The organism is Vibrio sp. vnigr-6D03 (assembly GCF_002835515.1).
Taxonomy (GTDB): Bacteria; Pseudomonadota; Gammaproteobacteria; order Enterobacterales; family Vibrionaceae; genus Vibrio; species Vibrio penaeicida.
Genome location: NZ_PIZL01000001.1, coordinates 114,020 through 132,034 on the forward strand (window position 1 = coordinate 114,020; position 18,015 = coordinate 132,034).

Annotated in this window: 11 protein-coding genes; 2 read left to right on the forward strand and 9 right to left on the reverse strand. The window is 44.3% G+C overall.

Translation table 11 applies throughout. The features are described 5' to 3' along the window. Positions 1-40 precede the first annotated feature (40 nt). The 8 genes from CW749_RS00475 to CW749_RS00510 form a co-directional block, all read right to left on the reverse strand. Positions 41-934 carry a patatin family protein gene (locus CW749_RS00475; protein ID WP_101109917.1) on the reverse strand — a complete coding sequence of 298 codons (894 nt, stop codon included), beginning with the start codon at positions 932-934 and terminating at the stop codon, positions 41-43. A 99-nt stretch (positions 935-1,033) separates the two neighbouring features. Continuing rightward, positions 1,034-1,741 (reverse strand): 4'-phosphopantetheinyl transferase superfamily protein, encoded by a 708-nt coding sequence (locus CW749_RS00480; RefSeq protein WP_101109918.1) that lies wholly within the window; start codon positions 1,739-1,741, stop codon positions 1,034-1,036. A 6-nt stretch (positions 1,742-1,747) separates the two neighbouring features. Beyond that, the gene (locus CW749_RS00485) at positions 1,748-2,560 is read right to left on the reverse strand and encodes an ABC transporter ATP-binding protein (RefSeq protein WP_101109919.1); all 813 of its coding nucleotides are present in this window, start codon (positions 2,558-2,560) and stop codon (positions 1,748-1,750) included. A gap of 114 nt (positions 2,561-2,674) precedes the next feature. Beyond that, positions 2,675-6,145, reverse strand: a complete 3,471-nt coding sequence (locus CW749_RS00490) for a condensation domain-containing protein (protein WP_101109920.1) — start codon at positions 6,143-6,145, stop codon at positions 2,675-2,677. A gap of 211 nt (positions 6,146-6,356) precedes the next feature. Beyond that, positions 6,357-7,418, reverse strand: coding sequence for an iron chelate uptake ABC transporter family permease subunit (locus tag CW749_RS00495; protein WP_101109921.1), 1,062 nt, complete (start codon positions 7,416-7,418; stop codon positions 6,357-6,359). Next, on the reverse strand, positions 7,415-8,452 hold the full coding sequence (locus CW749_RS00500; protein ID WP_101109922.1) for an iron ABC transporter permease: 1,038 nt from the start codon (positions 8,450-8,452) through the stop codon (positions 7,415-7,417). Before CW749_RS00500 ends, CW749_RS00495 begins: the two co-directional genes overlap by 4 nt. Before the next feature lie 19 nt (positions 8,453-8,471). Then, a complete protein-coding gene (gene fepB / locus CW749_RS00505; protein WP_101109923.1) occupies positions 8,472-9,437 on the reverse strand; it encodes a Fe2+-enterobactin ABC transporter substrate-binding protein in 966 nt (321 codons plus the stop codon). A gap of 198 nt (positions 9,438-9,635) precedes the next feature. Further along, positions 9,636-14,144, reverse strand: a complete 4,509-nt coding sequence (locus tag CW749_RS00510) for an amino acid adenylation domain-containing protein (RefSeq protein WP_101110574.1) — start codon at positions 14,142-14,144, stop codon at positions 9,636-9,638. Positions 14,145-14,512: 368 nt separating this feature from the next. Here CW749_RS00510 and CW749_RS00515 point away from each other — a divergent pair, with 368 nt between their 5' ends. Further along, positions 14,513-15,583, forward strand: a complete 1,071-nt coding sequence (locus tag CW749_RS00515) for a 3-deoxy-7-phosphoheptulonate synthase (protein ID WP_101109924.1) — start codon at positions 14,513-14,515, stop codon at positions 15,581-15,583. Between the two features lie 190 nt (positions 15,584-15,773). On the opposite strand, the gene CW749_RS00520 is transcribed toward CW749_RS00515, so the two are convergent. Next, positions 15,774-16,559, reverse strand: a complete 786-nt coding sequence (locus tag CW749_RS00520; protein WP_101109925.1) for a 2,3-dihydro-2,3-dihydroxybenzoate dehydrogenase — start codon at positions 16,557-16,559, stop codon at positions 15,774-15,776. A 271-nt stretch (positions 16,560-16,830) separates the two neighbouring features. On the opposite strand from CW749_RS00520, the gene CW749_RS00525 reads away from it, so the two are divergent. Further along, complete coding sequence (locus CW749_RS00525) at positions 16,831-18,012, forward strand: isochorismate synthase (protein ID WP_101109926.1); 1,182 nt, start codon at positions 16,831-16,833, stop codon at positions 18,010-18,012. Positions 18,013-18,015 lie beyond the last annotated feature (3 nt).

Below are 18,015 nucleotides of genomic sequence, written 5' to 3' on the forward strand. Positions count from 1 at the left end.
GACCCTAGTGACCTCAAGATGCTTGGGTATATACTCAGTCTTAAACGCAGAAATGGCAGTCTTCTTCCGTTAACCCATACGTACCTGCTCGCCTTTCCATATGGGTTCTTCCAGCAGCGATACCTTTCTCATACCCAGACATCAATGCGCTTTGCTTCATCGTAAATCGCCCCACTTTGAATTGCTCATCAGGTGCGATGACCCTAACAGCACAACCTTTAGGAGGGTTTCGAATAAAATCTAGCGACTCATTATAGTTTTGAGCGCGTTGCTTCATCGCTTCAGCCATATTGGGATAGCGTTTCAGCAGTTGATCCATTAATCGAGGGAATTTCATTTCTGGCATGGTATAAGACAAGGGATGTGACAAAATTACCGTAATATCAAGCGCTCCACGCCTATACGCTTCTCTAACAGGGATAGAATCCGCAACACCACCATCGGTATAACATCCTCCAGAAAAGCACGGCGTTGTTCGATAGGCAATCGGCAGAGCAGAAGTTGCTTCCATAACATGCGCGATATTACTGGGTTTCACTCTGTAATAATCAGCATTACCCGTAATGGCATTGGTGACGGCAGCGAACATTGGAATGGCGGAAAATAACGTTTCTTCGTTGATGGGGTATAGTGAGTTCGCCTGCTCCCACAGCCACTTAACATCCACCAAATCGCCTCCTCGAACAAATCGAGTCGGATTGAAAAATCGCTTCTGCGTCGCCAATTCAACAATCACTCTTTGGCTGCGCTTTGGGTATTTAGAAAGGTACCCAATGAGGTTGGATGCACCGGCAGAAACGCCAATAGCAAAATCATACGGTTGAAAATTATCGATAAGAAAAGCATCCAAAACGCCACTCGCAAATATGCCGCGCATCGCGCCGCCTTCAACTATTAGCGCTCGATGACCAGATATGTGTTTCTGTGCCGTCATACCTAAGTACCTTCTTGAGTCTGTTGATTGCAAATGAATTGCAGAATAGGGACATCAACAGAATAACGCTGTAAGGGATAGGTATAAATTCGGTAGTTTCTATCGAATCAATCGATGTTTTCTATGATCACATACGAGGGTATAAACTTTACTGCCTTCAAAATGGAAATACACACACAATTCTAATGCTTGCCCAAATTCGGCTTCGCCTTGTGCGCACAACTTAAAGTGTGCTTCCCTTCTGACCATATCAATACTGATAAGTATAGAATCGGTAAACTCTAGGTAAGTCTTCACATAAGGGTAAATGGCTTTAAAAACGCTCTCTTTTGCCGAGAATACCAATGTTGCAAATGCCTGACGTGACAACTTTGTCGCGGGCAACAGATCAAGTTCTATGGGGCTAACAAACATTGGCATAAGTGAATCCACTTGAGTCTCTTCAATCAGGTTTTCCACATCCAACCCCAGCATACTCACTTCACTCGTTAAACCTACCGTCGCTAACGCCATGTCATCTGTATGCGAAATACTTCCTATCCAGCCTTTTGGCCAAATGGGAGCTCGATGTTCCCCAATGGGTAACTCGGCACAATTGCAGCCCACACTTTGAAGTGCTTCTCTCGCTACGGTTCTTCCGGCCACAAACTCAGCTTTACGTTTTGGTACGGCGCGCGCCATTTCTTTGGGCAACACAATGTTCAGTGCTTGAGGAACAAGATCATTGTACGCTTTTACATCAAACCGACGTTGCCAGATCTTTTGTGGACCGAGTGTGTGAACTTCTAGCTCAGATAGAAAAGACATAACACGTTACTTCCCAAGGGGTACAATCAGCGGGGTATGACTTACGGGGTCATCAATAATAACGCTATCTAAACCAAAAACTTGTTTTACTAACGCAGCATCAATCAAGGATTTGGGTTCACCCTGTGCAACGATTTCTCCACCAGTAAACGCAATCAAATGATCCGCATATCGGCAGGCTTGGTTCAAGTCATGCAGAACAGCAACAATCGTGTGGTTTTTATCTCTGTTGAGGCTTCTGAATAACTCTAAAAGGTCGATCTGGTGCGCCACGTCTAAGAATGTGGTTGGTTCATCGAGTAACACGATGGGCGTTTTCTGTGCCAAGACCATGGCAATCCAAACACGTTGTTTCTGACCACCTGAAAGCTCATCCACTTGCCTTTCTGCCAATTCGGTTACACCTGTATCCTCCATGGCTTGATAGACGGCTTCTTGATCGCCAGGGCTCCACTGCTTGAATAACTTTTGGTGTGGGTATCGACCACGTGCCACCAAATCCACCACTCGAATACCATCTGGCGCTTGTGAGCTTTGAGGCAGCAAGCCTAATTCTCTAGCCAACTCTTTTGCCGGTACTTTCTGTATGTTTTTTCCATCTAGGCAAACTTGCCCTTCTGAAGGTTTGAGCAATCGGCATAAGCTTCTAAGCAATGTCGATTTGCCGCATCCATTAGGTCCAACAATCACGGTAAATTTTCCATCTGGAATACAGAGTTCCAGATCTTCGCAAATAACTCGATTTTCATAGGCGAGTTTGAGGTTCTCGCCTTTTAGCCGAGACAACGTATTTAATGGAGATGCAGTGGTTTGGATCATAACTTCCTGATTTAACGATATATAAACAACAAAGCAGCATTGAGAGTATATTCCCCTCAATGCTGCTCAAACGCAACGATTTGTTACTTTGTCATTGCTAATGTACGACGAGCGTTACACCGTCTCTGATTCGATAACTCGTCCTTTGATGGCTTCAAGCGATTGGTCACCTTTTGCGGATTTCGCAAATTCAGCAAACAGAGCGCTTACCGTGTCGGACAAAAGTTCAACCTGAGCTGAACTGTAGTTATTTGACATGTAACTCATCATTACACGCAGAACTTGTTCGCCGTTAACCACTTCTTCCATCACTTCAAATTGCAGACCTAAACCGGATTCACTTTTATCCGGATCAACTTGCTGGAAATCCAGTCGATCGCCATTTGGCAGCTCAAGAGCACCATTAAACTTGTTTTTAGCATGAAGCTGAATGAACACTTCGAACATGTGGCCATCAACATCTGGTTCACCTTCAACAAGCCCCTCTTCGATAAGGTCGATAGGAATGTCTGTATAGGACATGGACTCATTGATATTATTTTTCACTTGGGCTATTAGTTCCGCGACTGTCTTAACGCCAGCAAACTTAACCAAATGCACCACAATAGTGGTGAAATATCCAATGGTATCAAAGTACTCTGCATCCAGTCGCCCAGCTGATGGCGTACCTACAATGAGTTTTTCTGGGGCACCTAAAAAGTGCAACGACGTCGCAATTGACGCATAGACAACGTTAAATAAAGACGCACGTTGAGATTTAGCAAGTGCATACAGCCCTTCCCTTACCTCTTTTTCAATTTGAATTTCAACCCACCCGCCTTCTCCAACAGACGTTTCAGCTGTATTACTCAAAGGATGATCCTCTGGGAAAATAGGCGTCGCCCAAGGCACATCTTTCAGATTGTCCAGCCAGTAGTCCAAATGCTTCTGGTTGACATCCGAACTTCTCTGTTGACGAGCAAACTCATGGAATGGCAGCGGTTCGCTTCTCCAAACTGGAGACTTACCCTGCAAACGCTGTTTGTAGGCGTGTACTAGCTCATCCATCATCAAGTTTACCGACCATTCGTCTAGAACAATGTGGTGGAATAAGATGGATAGAAATTGCAAACCCGACTCTTTGCAGCGAATGAAGCGCATTCTGAGAGGTAGTTCATTTTCTAAATCGAAGGCATAACTTGCCTCTTGTTTTAGAAATTCGTCTCTGTCTTCACTCTCACATTCATCTGACGTCCAGAACCACTTGTAATTGTCGATGTCTTTAGCATCAACCACCGTCTGAATGGGGTTGCCATTGTTATTAAAAAACTGAGTCCTTAACCCCGTGTGGCGAACAAGAATATCTCGATATGCTTCTCCAAATACCACCTCATCAACTTCGTCTAAGAAACGTAGTGCGAATGGTAAATTGAAAATATTGTCTAAGCCGAATTTGGAGTACTTGGTGATCGCTTTCCATAATGAATTTTGAGCAAGCGACAGTGGTGCGCTGGACGAACCTACCTGAGAACTAGCGCCTTGATCTTCCTCCTGCACTGATGAACGAGACACTGCATGTTCAGCCAATGATTGCGCTGTTGGGTAGCTAAACAGGTCATTAATATTGACCTCTAGATTATAATTTGTCAGTAAGCGACCAATGACTCGAGTTGCGATCAACGAGTGCCCACCACAATCGAAGAAATCATCTGTCGCTGTCATTGAATCAGAAGCCAACGCTTCTTTAAATTCCGCCAAAATGAGCTCTACATTGGATATTTTCTTCGTGTCAGCTTGTACTACAGTTGTCTCTATCGAATCAATCTCATCGTCACCCTTGGCAAGTTTTGCTAACTCTTCCGCGGTCGGGTTGCTGAACAAATCGTTAATATGGACTTCTATTCCATGGTTTGTCAGCAATTTTCCTATCACTCTGGTTGCAATCAGTGAATGCCCACCAAAATCAAAGAAATCATCTGTTGCCGTCATTGTGTCCGAAGCCAACGCTTCTCGGAATTCTGCCAAAATGAGTTCGACATAGGAGGTTTTCATTGTTTCAGCTTCCGTTGCCGATTCAATACTATCGTCGCTCTTAGCGTGCCTTGCTAACTCGGTAGCCGTTGGGTGACTGAACAAATCGTTAATATGAACTTCTATTCCATGATTCGTTAGCAGGCGACCAATCACTCTGGTCGCAATCAGCGAGTGCCCGCCAAAGTCAAAGAAGTCATCGTCTTTGGTCATGTTATCGGAAGCTAGAGCCTCTCGGAACTCGGCTAGAATCACATCAGAAATGGAACGAGTTTGCTTGATAACTGGCTTCAGCGCGTCTTTTAAAAGTATACTCTGCGCCTCTACAACGGGCTTAGCCACTCTTTCACCATCAATGTATGCGATAAATTGCTCGAACAAGTACGCACCGATGTGAGGAGAAACGGATGAACCTGTGACGAGTTCAAACCCAAGTTCACCTTGTTTATCAATACCAACGCCCAGAGATACTTCAAATTTCGGGTGCAGCGGAGCAACAGGCAGCTTTTTCGCTTCGACATCTTGCATCGAAATGTAGTCTGCTGGGTCAACAAGCCACGTCACCAGGGCTGCAGATTCAGAAAATGTGTCATAGTAAGCAGCGGAAGGACGTTCAGAATTTAGGTGTGCCACGACTTCCGTAATCGCTTGACCAAGATCGACATTGACGTCGCCTAACGTCAAGTGTGTTAGACCCGATTCAATCATGGACCCGTTGATCTCGCGATCTTTTTGGCTAATGTCCGCTGGGACAAACACATCCAAGCTCTCTAACCCATTAGATTCTGAAACATAGCGAGCAAAAAGAACCGCTGTTGCAGCAAGGATTTCTACCTCACTCATCGTTCTTCCGAATCGTTTTTCGTAGCTATTTCTTTGAATCGACGCTGCAAATTTTCGTGCTACTGGCGCTTGCAAGTAAGACGAAATATCCTCACTGACTCCAGTTTGAACCAATTCAATATCTTGTGTGGATCGCTTGATCCACGGCAAGCGGGATTCTGAGAGATCTCGCAATTTTGATAATGGCGTAAAGCCAATAAGGTTAGAGGTTTGAATAGCCGAGTCAATTACAGAGAGACCATGATTGTATAAGGAACTCAGTACCTCGAAAATTTCTTTCCAAGACACTTCTCCGTTCAGTATTTGGTGTGAAATTACGCCCAGTACAACCTCACTTTCTTCACAGATATACACGGTGAATTGGATTGGTGACTGAGTTTCCAGAACTATTGGGGTGGATTGTTTACTTTGAAGATGAGAAATCGCATCTTGAACGGAATCCACTGCTTCAATATTGATGCTTTGAGAAGCAGCATTTCCTTCCGATTTCAGTAGTCCAGCATCTTCATCGAATTGGTAGCAAACATTAAGGGACGGCACAAACTGGGGGAGTTTACTTAATGAAGAAACCAACCTACCTATATTGGTTTTTCCGATGAGATGATAAGCCGCAGAGTATTGACTTGTTCCATCTTCATTCTGTTGATGGTGCATCCAAACTCGTTCTTCAAATTCCGTTACTGCGTTGCCATGCCCACTCTTTTCCTGCAAGTGGTGCTTGTTACTTGTCATGTTCCTTTCTCCTACTCTGAGTCAGCTCAGAGTTGTCCTTTATGGGAGCCAAAGCCACATAGCTACAGGCAAAAATACTGCTCGATGAGGCTTTAAATTCTTGTGGTCACTTGGGTATATATAAGTCTGTGGGGTACTTTATTCCCAATAAAGCTTAATGTAAAGCATTCTCATTTGTATTAAATACAATATTGTTGTTAGCACCGAGAATCTAAAACTGACGAGACCGAGTTAGTAACCAAATCAAGTAGATACCACCTACAATGCCCGTCATTCGACCTATGGGTACACTGGCTTGAAATGGCAGCCACTGGATCAATATATCCGCTGCCAACACAAGTAATGCCCCCATAAGCGCAGAGGAGAATAGTGACAATGCTTGTGACTGTCTTAGCCTACAGACTAGTTGAGGGGCGGCAAGAGCAATAAACGCAATAGGACCAGCTGCTCCCGTTGCAAGCGCCGCTAAGATCACAGCAAAGAAAATCATCGAAAGCCGCACACGTTCAACTCGAATACCTAGCTGAGTGGCGATATCATCCCCCATCTCAACCATGGACAATGAACGCTTCAGAATCATCATGGCAGGCAACAGCAAGCACACACCGAGGATTACAGGATATACATGTGTCCATGTCCTTGCATGCAAAGAGCCCGCAAGCCATAGGTTAGCCGTCATTGAGCTGTCGAGGCTCCCCTTTACAAGCATCAAACCATTCAACGCACTTAAAATAGACCCAATGCCAATACCAGTCAGTATTAAGCGATAGCCTCCAACTACCCCTGCTTTTACCGCCAAGAGATACACAATGATCGCCGTCAGAATACCACCGGCGATTGCCGCTAACGCGACTTCTAGCGCCCCTTGTTCAAACAAAACAATCTGCGCAATTGCGCCTGTCGCAGCACCAGTAGTAAAGCCTATGACATCTGGTGAACCAAGGGTATTTCTAGAAACCGACTGGAAAACAGCCCCAGATATTCCCAACGCCGCCCCTACAAAAACGGCGGTTAGTACTTTCGGTAATCTTATATTGAGTATCACTCGCTCTTTGACACCACCTTCTCCCACTCCCACTATTGCGTCGACAACTTGGATCATGGAGATATTAAATTTACCCAACGTCATCGAATAAGCAGAAAGTGTAAAAATGATGAACAGAAGCACTGAAGCGACCACGATATACCGCGGCTGATAAGAAACAGAGTAATCACCAATGCGCCAAACACAGTCATGACTTGGCTGACGAGAAAGAGAATTTGGAAGAATCATAGTTGAGAAATTTTCCAACGCTTAACAAGAAAAACAAAGAACGGACCGCCAATCAACGCAATCATGATTCCAACACTGATTTCGCTTGGATGCCCAATAACTCGTCCTAACACATCGGCCAGCAAGGTCAGAATCGACGCGATAAGCAATGAAAATGGCATTAACCATTTATGATCGGGACCACACAGCATTCGTGCGATATGAGGGGCGGTAAGACCAACAAAGCTGATCGGTCCTGCTGCTGCGGTGGCAGCACCAGCCAAACTCACAATCGCGATGGAAGCAAGGCACCATATTTTGATAGGGTTAACGCCAAGGGCATGCCCAATGTCTTCTCCTAGCGAGACGGTATCCAAGGCTTTACTTAATGAGAACGCGATAAGTAATCCAAATGCAATGAGCATTGAGGTAGGAATCACCACATCATAGCCACGCCCCTGAAATGAACCAACTGACCAGTGACGAAACTGTTCAAACACCATCTCATGGCTATTGACTGTGATCATGTGAGTGAGCGAGAGTAAAACGACGGACAGCGCTGCACCGGCAAGTACAACTCTGACGGGATTAACTCCCTTTCTAATACCTGCGAGAACAAACATACTCGCGCCTGCAATAGCTGCACCCAACAAGCCAAACCACATAATGTAGACCACTTCGTAGGCACCAAGAAACGCGATGGCCGACACGACTGCAACTGTTGCACCTGCGTTCACTCCTAACACCCCAGGATCCGCCAATGGGTTGCGGGTTAACGCTTGCATGATAACCCCAGAAACACCTAGTCCTCCGCCCACAACGATAGCGAGAAGTGTTCTTGGAATTCGCAAGTGCTGAACCAAAAGATGGTCACTGTTGCTGTGATCAAACGCTAATATGGCATCCACGGTCACGCTAGGTGAGATAGTGTGTGTACCTATAAAAATACTGCAGCAAGACACAACCAACAACAGCCCAAGTCCAATGAGAATCCAGATACGTCTTTTGGCGTCTCTAGAAAGCTCTGCAGACCTGCTATGAATCATGATCGTCATTCCAGAGAACCTTTACCCATTAGCCTTCATCAGGCTGGTTGCCGAACCGTTCAACAATTCTATTCACAATATCCGTTGCGCTGTACATATCGACTCTGAAGGAACTCATGCCCAGTCCAAAAACTTGGTTCTTTTTCACAGAAGGAAGATTGACGAGAATGGGGTCTTGCATAAATAATTTAGCGCTTTTTTCATTTGCCTCTAACAAGAAAGTAGTTTGTGCCTTAAGCTGTGTAAGCAGTTCAAAATGCACTCGCAAGAAGTCGGAAAGTGGGACACTATTGTCGTGCCATTGGTGATTCTGTACTTCCATTTTGAACCCAAGATCGGAAAGCAACTTAGCATGAACACCTGTTTCCAGTGCGATTGCATTGGTCGCTCCAGCACCAAAATAGGCAACAATGTTCGTTTCCCCTTCTGGGATCTTTATTTTAGTCCTACTCTCTTCGACAAATTGCTCGAACTCATTGATACGTTGATTCGCTTGTTTCTCCAGACCTGTTGCAGCACCAAGTTTGACGGCTAAGTCCTGCCAAGATTGAGTGCTATAGTCCACCACAATGGTCGGGGCGATTTGTTGAAACTCCGCAATTTGATCTCGTGCGGAATCAGCACCACGCCATGCCACTACAATTAAGTCGGGCTCGTAAATGTACGCAGCCTCCAAATCGACGCTCCCCGCTGGCCATACATTTTCGACTTGACGTTCCTTCGCCAAACTCCCCCACTGTCTAAAAAACCACCCTTCGTAGCTGGAAGCACTCGCAATCAAAGGAGCATCAATAGCAAGCAAAGTACCGCTTACCGTTACTGATGTAGAAAGGATTCGGGTTGGCTTAGTAGGAATAACCGTTTCAGAACCATCGGCATTAGCAAAGGTTCTTGGATACGAGTCATTGGTTGCCGATGATGGTTTCGCAAAAACAGATGCCGAAACTGAAATCAAAAGTAGGATGATGATTTTAAATATAAAATTGATTCTCATTTTATTTACAACTTAAATTAGTATTACGGTTAATGATGTGAAGTGTGTACTCGGTGAGCGTTAGCTTGATACCTACCCAGAGACCTCAAGATTTAGGATCGAACCTCATGTTCTGATCCATTTTGAGAAGAAGAACTTGGAATGATGAATTCTTTCCAAGTTCTTTGCAGTTACCAAGGCACAGCAATAGATAAACACTCAGCTCGATATGACCTCACGCACCTCTTTCGCGTTTCTGCACTTAATTAAGCTTCGCGCAAACACTTTACGTCCGTACGCTTGGCTAAGTTGAGTGGAAACACCCTTAAGGTGAGAAGGCTTTAGCCCGAGCGATAGAAATGCACTGTTTTCGTCAAAACCTTCTATTCGCTTCCCAATCACTTGTTCATAAGCTTCTATGATCTTTGCGAAGTTCGGTTCAACCGCTGAAACGATTGAGCTGCTTTGTCTAGAAGTACTCTGCTTGCTGGTGCGTTGTTTAACCTGAGTTGTACTTGGTTCTGTTTGCCCAAGTGAGAGAATCAATTGCTCTCTTGCTTGATTTCGATCGAACTTTCCGTTTCGCGAAAGTGGGAGCTTATCCAACTCCAGTAACTGAGAAGGAACATGAGAGTTTGGTAAGCACTGTTGGGCAAATTCACGTATATCTGCCGCATTTGCAGATTGACCTTCGGCAACGGTATAAATTGCACCCAAAGCAATGTCACCATTACGCTCCGTGTAATCTACGATCAGTACCTGTTCAACCTCAGGGCATCGATTTAGCTCTTTCTCGACGTCAGGAAGCGAGACACGCACTCCTCTAACCTTCACGTAACCGTTAACTCGCCCTGCAAAGATGATGTTTCCGTCTTCACGGTAATAACCCAAATCCCCTGTTCTAAAGGCTCTGGCTTCGTTACCTTGATCATCCACAATTGTCACATAGTCAGTTTGTTTCAACTCACCATCTTCCAAATAGCCTGAAGCAAGGTTTGCTCCGACTGTCATGATTCGACCAACAACCCCTTGTGGGACGTGTTTCGCTAACCCGTCCATAATGAAGTACTGGTTTGCAGGGAATGGTCGACCATACGGAATGACGGTGATGTCGTCGTCTGTCACATAATGCCATACGCTCCATATAGTCGTTTCTGTTGGTCCGCCAATGGAAACCATGCGGATATCTTGCTCTAGCGCCCGAAGCTCTTCAATGGTCTTAGGCTTAACGTAATCTCCACCTTGGCAAACTAGCCGTAAAGATTTCAGTTTTTCACCCTGCATACAGGAAAGCAGCATTTCCATAAGTGCTGGCACCGATTGCCAAATGGTAATGCCATGCTGCTCGACCAACTGATTCCACCTGATAGCGTCTTTTTCTTCTCCTGCTGCTGGTAATACAATGGTGGCGCCCGTCGAGAATGCCGCATAGATATCGAACACAGAAAGATCATGATGGAAAGGTGTCACGCACATCAAAACATCGTCAGATGTAATTTCCCACGCTTTACAGGTTTCCCCAATGACATTCGAGGTCGCTCGGCTGTTCATCACCACACATTTGGGCTTTCCTGTTGTCCCAGAGGTATACAAGTAGTAAGAGCCTTGCTCACTTCTACTCAACGCTTCTAACTCATCGTTGGAAGGCAAAACGTAGATTTCATCAACAGGTTGCAAAAGCGACTCATAGGTCACGGAGTGTGCTCGACCAGAAGGCTGAATACTCACCACCAAGCTAGCATTGCAATTACTTAATAAATAATCCAACCGCTCTTCTGGTGATGAAGCATCAATAGGTACCCAAATGATACCAGACAGCGAACATGCGATGGTCATAACCAGATGTTCAGGGCTCTTTGGTAAACAGATCGCCAACACATCACCTTGCTTCAAACCAAGGTGAGCAATATGCTGCATCACTTTATGTACATCTTCCCCAAAAGCTTTGTAGCTTATCTGTCTGTCGCCACAAATAATCGCGATATCATTCGAAGCATCGTCACCCAAATTTTTTGCAATCTTGGCTAAAAACCTAGAGCATTCAAAATCCGACGGGTCGCAGTTCAGTTTGTAATGATCAAGGTTTACAACCTCGTGTGAAGCAACATCGAAATGATTATTCTCACACACCGATTGCACGTGGCGCTCTATTGACGTGAGTATCGAAACAACAACTTGCTTATCTAAGGCGTCAACGGCATAGTCGAAACTCAGAACAAGATTCTTGCTTTCATCGAAATTTAGACGAATATCGAGAGCAACCTGAGGCGTTTGAGTCACACCGGAGGAGAACACCAAATCGTCTTCCTCAGACAAGGTCTCCCACGCCAAACCATTGGTGACCACTACAGGTAACGCCAAAGAGGTCGAGCGGGAACTCATGAGTTGTCGATTAATATCAACACCTGAGAACTCCAAATGGTCGAGAGCCTCAAGCATATCACTCTGCATGCTTCGAGCACGCTCTAATAAGGTGCCATCGTTTTTACGGTATTCCAGAATAACAAACGTCGAATCATTTCCCAGTGGACGATCTTTTTGCGGGATAGCAACAGGAAAACCTACCCTCATTTCTTGCTCGGTAGTCCAATAAGACATCCCTTCAAGGATTAAGGCTGAAAGGGCTGAATTTAAGAACAAACTGTTAGCGGCGCTCGCCATCGTCAACTGAGTCACCACCGACTTCTCGATGACGATACTTTCTCGTTGATAGCGTGAGGCTTTAATGTTTTCTAAGCGTTGCTTCCAAGGAAGTGAAGGTGGTGCACACTCTGGATTCAGTTTGTTCTCCCAGTATGTTTCATCTGCAAGCTTTTTAGCATTGTCTTTTTCGCCTTCTTGGTTTGAAACAGGCGAAACATGTGCTTGATTCGTGCTGGTCTCTTGCAGTTGATTACTATTCTTTTTCAGTAACTCAGAAAGAATAAGAGAGTGTGTTCTTCCATCAACGATTAACGCATCAAAACTCGTAAATACAACCGTTTGATACGCTAAATCAGATTCTGGCAATTGGATAACTGATACCGACCAAGGCGGTCTTGAGAGATCGTGCATCGTGTGATTACTTGCCACGCGAATAGCTTCTATTTGTTCCAGTGATTGTTCAACGGAAAGATGTCGAAGATCGTGAGAATGAAAGTTAAGAACTGCTTTAGAAGAAACGTGCTGAAGAAGCTTGTACTCATCTATATACGTGCGAAGTGCGTCGAATTTTTTAACTAACAATTCTAAGCGGGATTCAACCAAGCTTGAGTCGATCTTGCCTCGGTATTCCCTAAATTCATGCATTGCAGTGCCACCCATCGGAATCTGAGTGGAACGACCTAAGAGATAAGATTTTTGAAGTTCAGTCAATGACTTAGGTGATGCGCTCTTCAGGGGTAGTGAAGGACAATCAAATCCCAGATTTGCCAACGTCTGTTCCAATGAGAGATGGATGCTTTCTGGGTTGGCTGCCAACGATCTTACGATAGCTATAAACTTATCGAAGAGTGTTTGGACAAAACCTTCGGGGAATACATCCATCCGCACATCCCAATTCACGAATATTCCATCGTATGCGGGGGCTATCTGAGCATCTAAAGTTACCTGAGCACCTTGAGAGATCACCCAATTCATCTTACCGAATGCCGTAGTGACGGCATCAGTGAACAGGTTATCTCCATCAAAATCCAGACCCGAAGTAAATACTACAGGTGACGCTTGCACCGCACCATGATGACGAGAGAGATCACGCATCAACGCAACACCTGAATAGTGTTCATGGCTAAGTAATTGATTAAGCTGATTGGCTGTGCGACGACAATGGTTAAGAGTAGATTCTTGCGCTTTTAAACTGGCGCTGTAAATCAGCAAGTTGGAAAAATCACCAATGATGGCGTCGACATCACCTTCATAAAACCCTCTATGGAAGGTGGGCACATTCAATCGGAAATCCGGAGCGTTACAAGAACTCCCAATCGCTTGTGAGAAAAGCGTCAAAAAGAGCTGAGTCTGAGTTAAGTGATGCGCTTTAGCCAGGATTTCAATGGACGTTCTCTCATCGGGTGTGAACAAATGAGTAAATCGCTGACTATGCCCATGTTGGCGATCAATACTCTCGCTAACATAAGGAAATGCAGGCGCATCTGCGACACTTGCTAATCGATCTTGCCACCATTTTTTGTCTTCTTTTCTTTTCGAGACTAGGTATTTGTCTGCGGCTTGTCCCTCTAAATATTCAAAAAAAGGAATCGATTCCGGAACGTCGTTTTCTGATTGTTCATTTGTGTAAAATTTAGCTAACTCTTCTACTAAAATTCGGAAACTCTGCGCATCAACAGCAATCATATCCACGTCGATATGAAGGCGGCATTGACCTTTTGAATGAAGAGTCGCACTAATTTCTATACATTGACCGTTCTCTAAAGCGAGCTTTTGATCCGTTTTAGTCGCACGTTTGTTTAGTAAAAATGACTCGGTGTCTTCCGAGTTTAAGTGTTCGATGCTGTCAACAACAAGCTTATGAATAGAGGACAAAGGAGAAATGGTTTGCTGCCCCTCAGGGGTGATTTTCATTCTTAGCATAGGATGCTCAGCATAAAGCCGAGTTACCGCAAGTGCTAACCGCTCCTCGTTAATATTTTTTCCATCAAATTCAGCATAAATATGAGCGGCTACCCCTCCCATCGATTGACCAGATTGTCTGCCGACCAAATAAGCTGCTTGTATGGTTGTCAGTTCTTTCATTTCAATTTCCACACTATTTAATCCATTAAATACGCCACGAGGCTAAATTGGGTAATTTAATACACTAGGTCGGCATGAAACTCAAATATTAATAATAATTATTATCATTTGTAACTAGTGAGAGTGGTTGTATATCAACGAAGATTAATGAGTATTTGAATAACTTACTGACATATCGTTGATTTTCTTACTAAGAGCGTCGAATTTCCCTCAGATAATAGGCTTGACATTATGCTGCTGATATCTTAATAATCCCCCACCCAAAATGATAATGATTATCATTTATTTAATTTAGTCCAGCTAGATCCTGGCTGGATTCAACTTCGTTAAAGGTAAAGCATCAAGGAACACTTCTTGTAGGAGGAAGGATGCAAGAGCTACAAAAACTGATTCACTCTACCCCTATCGGTTCGCTGCCACGAGTACCAGATGTGGTGAATGAAATCGCTTTGGATTCAGAGAGTGAGCTGTTTATCAGTGAGAAGCGAAAAGAAATCTCACAAATCTTAAACGGGGAAGATAACCGACTACTGGTTATCATTGGTCCTTGTTCGATCCATGATCCAGAAGCTGGTTTGGAATACGCCCGTAAGTTAGCGGATCTACAGGGCAAGTATAGCGACCAACTTCTCATCGTAATGCGAACCTATTTTGAAAAGCCTCGTACCCGAGTGGGATGGAAAGGACTCATTGTCGACCCTGATTTGGATGACAGCCACAATATGAGAAAAGGGCTGTTTGTCGCAAGAAAGTTCCTAAAAGACGTCATCGATTTAAAGCTGGCTACCTCAACCGAATTTTTGGATACAACCATTTACCCGTACATTTCTGATTTGATTTGCTGGGGTGCAATAGGAGCCAGAACTACTGAATCCCAAACTCATAGGCAAATGGCTTCAGCGCTTCCATGCCCTATTGGGTTTAAAAACGGTACAGATGGTAATATCAATATCGCAATTGATGCGATTCATGCCGCTAAGTCATCCCACCTGATTTGCGTTTCAGGATTCGGTGAAGCACCTATTGCCGCAATAACCAAAGGTAATCCAGCAGGACACGTTATTCTGCGAGGCGGGAAAAAGCCAAACTATTCCAATGAACACGTATGTGAAGTAACAAAGCAGCTAGAGTCGAGCGGCTTGACCCCAAACTTAATTGTTGACTGTAGCCATGGAAATAGCCTAAAAGTTGCGAAAAACCAACTCAATGTAGCCCGAGATATCGCGCAGCAAATCATCGATGGTGAGCAATACATTGCTGGAGTGATGTCTGAAAGCTTCTTAGTTGGAGGAGCACAGAGCATTGGTAACTTTCCACTTACTAAAGGGCAATCTATTACTGATGAGTGCCTCAGCTGGGAAGATACAGTAGCAATTCTCGATATTTTTGCGAATGCAAAAGCGGAAGCCGATCGCAAGCAATTTTCAACTGTCGCCTAGCGAATTAAAACCTTACCCAATTAAGCAATCGATTACGGATGTTAAAACGCTCGTTAAGTGAGAACAGTCGTCAAGTTAGATTGAGTGGTAAGCGGTAACAGATGGCAAATGAAAATAGACAGCAAAAATGGCGCATCAAGCGCCATTTTCTTTTTCAAACTCTAAAACAGCCAGAGCTTAATATGTCAGATCAGTTATCAAGCGTTGCACCGCCATCAACGCGGAGGTCATGCATAGTGATGTGATTAGCTGCGTCAGACATCAAGAATAAAATGGTTTGGGCAATATCGTTAGGTTCAGCAATTTTATTCAGTGGAATGCCTAATCGAAACTGTTTTGCGTCTCCTGCAATCACCTGCTCTTCACCATAATCATCATTCCAAAGCTGTAACTGCATCTCAGTGCGGGTTGAACCTGGGCTGACAATGTTACAACGAATACCCAATGGTGCGAGCTCAATACCTACCGACTTCACAAACATATGCAGCGCCGATTTTGATGCAGCGTATGCTCCCATATTTGCTCGGGGTGTATTTGCTGCATTTGACCCTACAACCACAATATTACCTTTACGTCGCGCTTTCATACTCGTCGATACAGCCTGCATTGCAGACAAAACGCCAAACGTATTCACCATAAAGGTATTCTCGATCTGTTCTAAAGCCATATCACACAAGGCACCTAAGTGAAGTATGCCTGCACAACTGACTAAATGATCAAACTCCCCATACTCACAGATCCATTGATGAATACTTTCTTTAACACGTTCCGGTTTGGACAAATCCAATTTGAACACCTGAAGCTGATCTGGAAATTGCGTAGAAAGAGAATCAGATTTTGAGGCTAATAGATCAACATCTATATCCGTTGCTATCACCTTCGCCCCTGCTTCGAGCAAATTCTCTAGTGTGCTAAACCCAATACCTTTTGCAGCACCCGTCAGTAAAACGTGATTTCCTTCAAGAAATTTTGACATATATGAAAATTACCGTATGAAAAATAAACAAAAAAGCTCTCTTAGTAACATTTATTTAAAGGAAAGAGGCAATAACTGTGATCAATGTTTAATAATGAGAATTAACATCAAATGGTAATTATTATCATTAGCATTTACCCGTTCGTAACTGTAATCTTAGTTCCCAAAATAAGCAACCCGATGTAGATGCTCCAACCTTAGACAGAATCTAACATCTGATTTTTGGTACGGCGTCCCATCGTCACGATCTATATTTCAAGAGGGATCTGTTATGAAACGTGAAGTGATTGGCTATTCAAAAATGGAAAGTGAACTATTGGACAATGAACTATTGTCTTCTCCGTTTTTCTTCGCTTCTCCAGATAACACCATGATGGGTAAAGGTGTCGAGAATGAATTTCATCAATCCATTCCATTTACCCAGTTGGCGGCTAAAGCCAACGAAATGCTACAGGCTGCAAAGAAGTCGGATTCGGATAATCCAGTTTTATTTGGTGTTGTGCCGTTCAATGAAGAAAACCCAACTAAATTTATCATTCCAGAGAAACTGTACGTTTCGAGTAGCACCAGAGCACTGAGACCTAACTCTCAATCATCTTCTGACGCAAGAGTGATTTCTTCACCAAGTGGCAATCATTACAAACAAGGGGTATCCGACCTACTTGATATGTTTGCTAACACAGAGCTTTCAAAGGTTGTTCTTTCTCGTGCAATTGAAGTTGCAACAGACACAGATATTCAGCAGCAAGCTTTGCTTCGCAATCTTTTGGCGATCAATTCTAAGGGGTACACCTTTGCTGCAAACATCAGTGAAGACCAAAAGCTGATGGGTGCAAGCCCCGAGCTTCTTGTCGCTAAAAAAGGCAGCCACTTAATTTCTAACCCCCTTGCTGGTTCTCGCCCAAGATCGGAGTCTCAAGAACTGAATAAAGCATCCGTCGATTCCCTACTGAATACAAACAAAGATCTGTTCGAGCACGGTTTGGTCGTTGAAGAAGTTGAACGCATTATGAGTAAGTACTGCTACAACCTTTATACGCCTATGATTCCTTCGGTTATTGAAACAAAGACTATGTTGCACCTTTCTACGGTTCTGGAAGGACAAGTCAATGACCCAGCAATCAATGTGCTTAAGGTCGCGGCAGAACTGCACCCTACCCCAGCGGTTTGCGGTTATCCTCGCGAAAAAGCCTACGATGCAATCAGAAAACTGGAGCAGTTCGACCGCGGTTACTTTACTGGCATGGTGGGATGGTGTGATTCAAGAGGTAATGGCGAATGGGTGGTCACCATCCGTTGTGCAGAAGTACAGAAGCGACAAATGAAAGTATTTGCCGGTGCAGGTATTGTTGATGAGTCTCAACCGCAAAGCGAGCTGGATGAAACAGGTGCGAAGATGAACACCATTTTGACGGCGGCAGGTATTCAACTTAAAGACATGCTGACTGCTTAGGTG

What these genes read in the sequence shown, in the direction of transcription:
- CW749_RS00490 (WP_101109920.1), bottom strand. Translation starts at nt 6,145, where the DNA reads ATGACAAGTAACAAGCACCACTTGCAGGAAAAGAGTGGGCATGGCAAC.
- CW749_RS00525 (WP_101109926.1), top strand. Translation starts at nt 16,831, where the DNA reads ATGAAACGTGAAGTGATTGGCTATTCAAAAATGGAAAGTGAACTATTG.
- CW749_RS00480 (WP_101109918.1), bottom strand. Translation starts at nt 1,741, where the DNA reads ATGTCTTTTCTATCTGAGCTAGAAGTTCACACACTCGGTCCACAAAAG.
- CW749_RS00475 (WP_101109917.1), bottom strand. Translation starts at nt 934, where the DNA reads ATGACGGCACAGAAACACATATCTGGTCATCGAGCGCTAATAGTTGAA.
- CW749_RS00495 (WP_101109921.1), bottom strand. Translation starts at nt 7,418, where the DNA reads ATGATTCTTCCAAATTCTCTTTCTCGTCAGCCAAGTCATGACTGTGTT.
- fepB (WP_101109923.1), bottom strand. Translation starts at nt 9,437, where the DNA reads ATGAGAATCAATTTTATATTTAAAATCATCATCCTACTTTTGATTTCA.
- CW749_RS00500 (WP_101109922.1), bottom strand. Translation starts at nt 8,452, where the DNA reads ATGACGATCATGATTCATAGCAGGTCTGCAGAGCTTTCTAGAGACGCC.
- CW749_RS00520 (WP_101109925.1), bottom strand. Translation starts at nt 16,559, where the DNA reads ATGTCAAAATTTCTTGAAGGAAATCACGTTTTACTGACGGGTGCTGCA.
- CW749_RS00515 (WP_101109924.1), top strand. Translation starts at nt 14,513, where the DNA reads ATGCAAGAGCTACAAAAACTGATTCACTCTACCCCTATCGGTTCGCTG.
- CW749_RS00485 (WP_101109919.1), bottom strand. Translation starts at nt 2,560, where the DNA reads ATGATCCAAACCACTGCATCTCCATTAAATACGTTGTCTCGGCTAAAA.
- CW749_RS00510 (WP_101110574.1), bottom strand. Translation starts at nt 14,144, where the DNA reads ATGAAAGAACTGACAACCATACAAGCAGCTTATTTGGTCGGCAGACAA.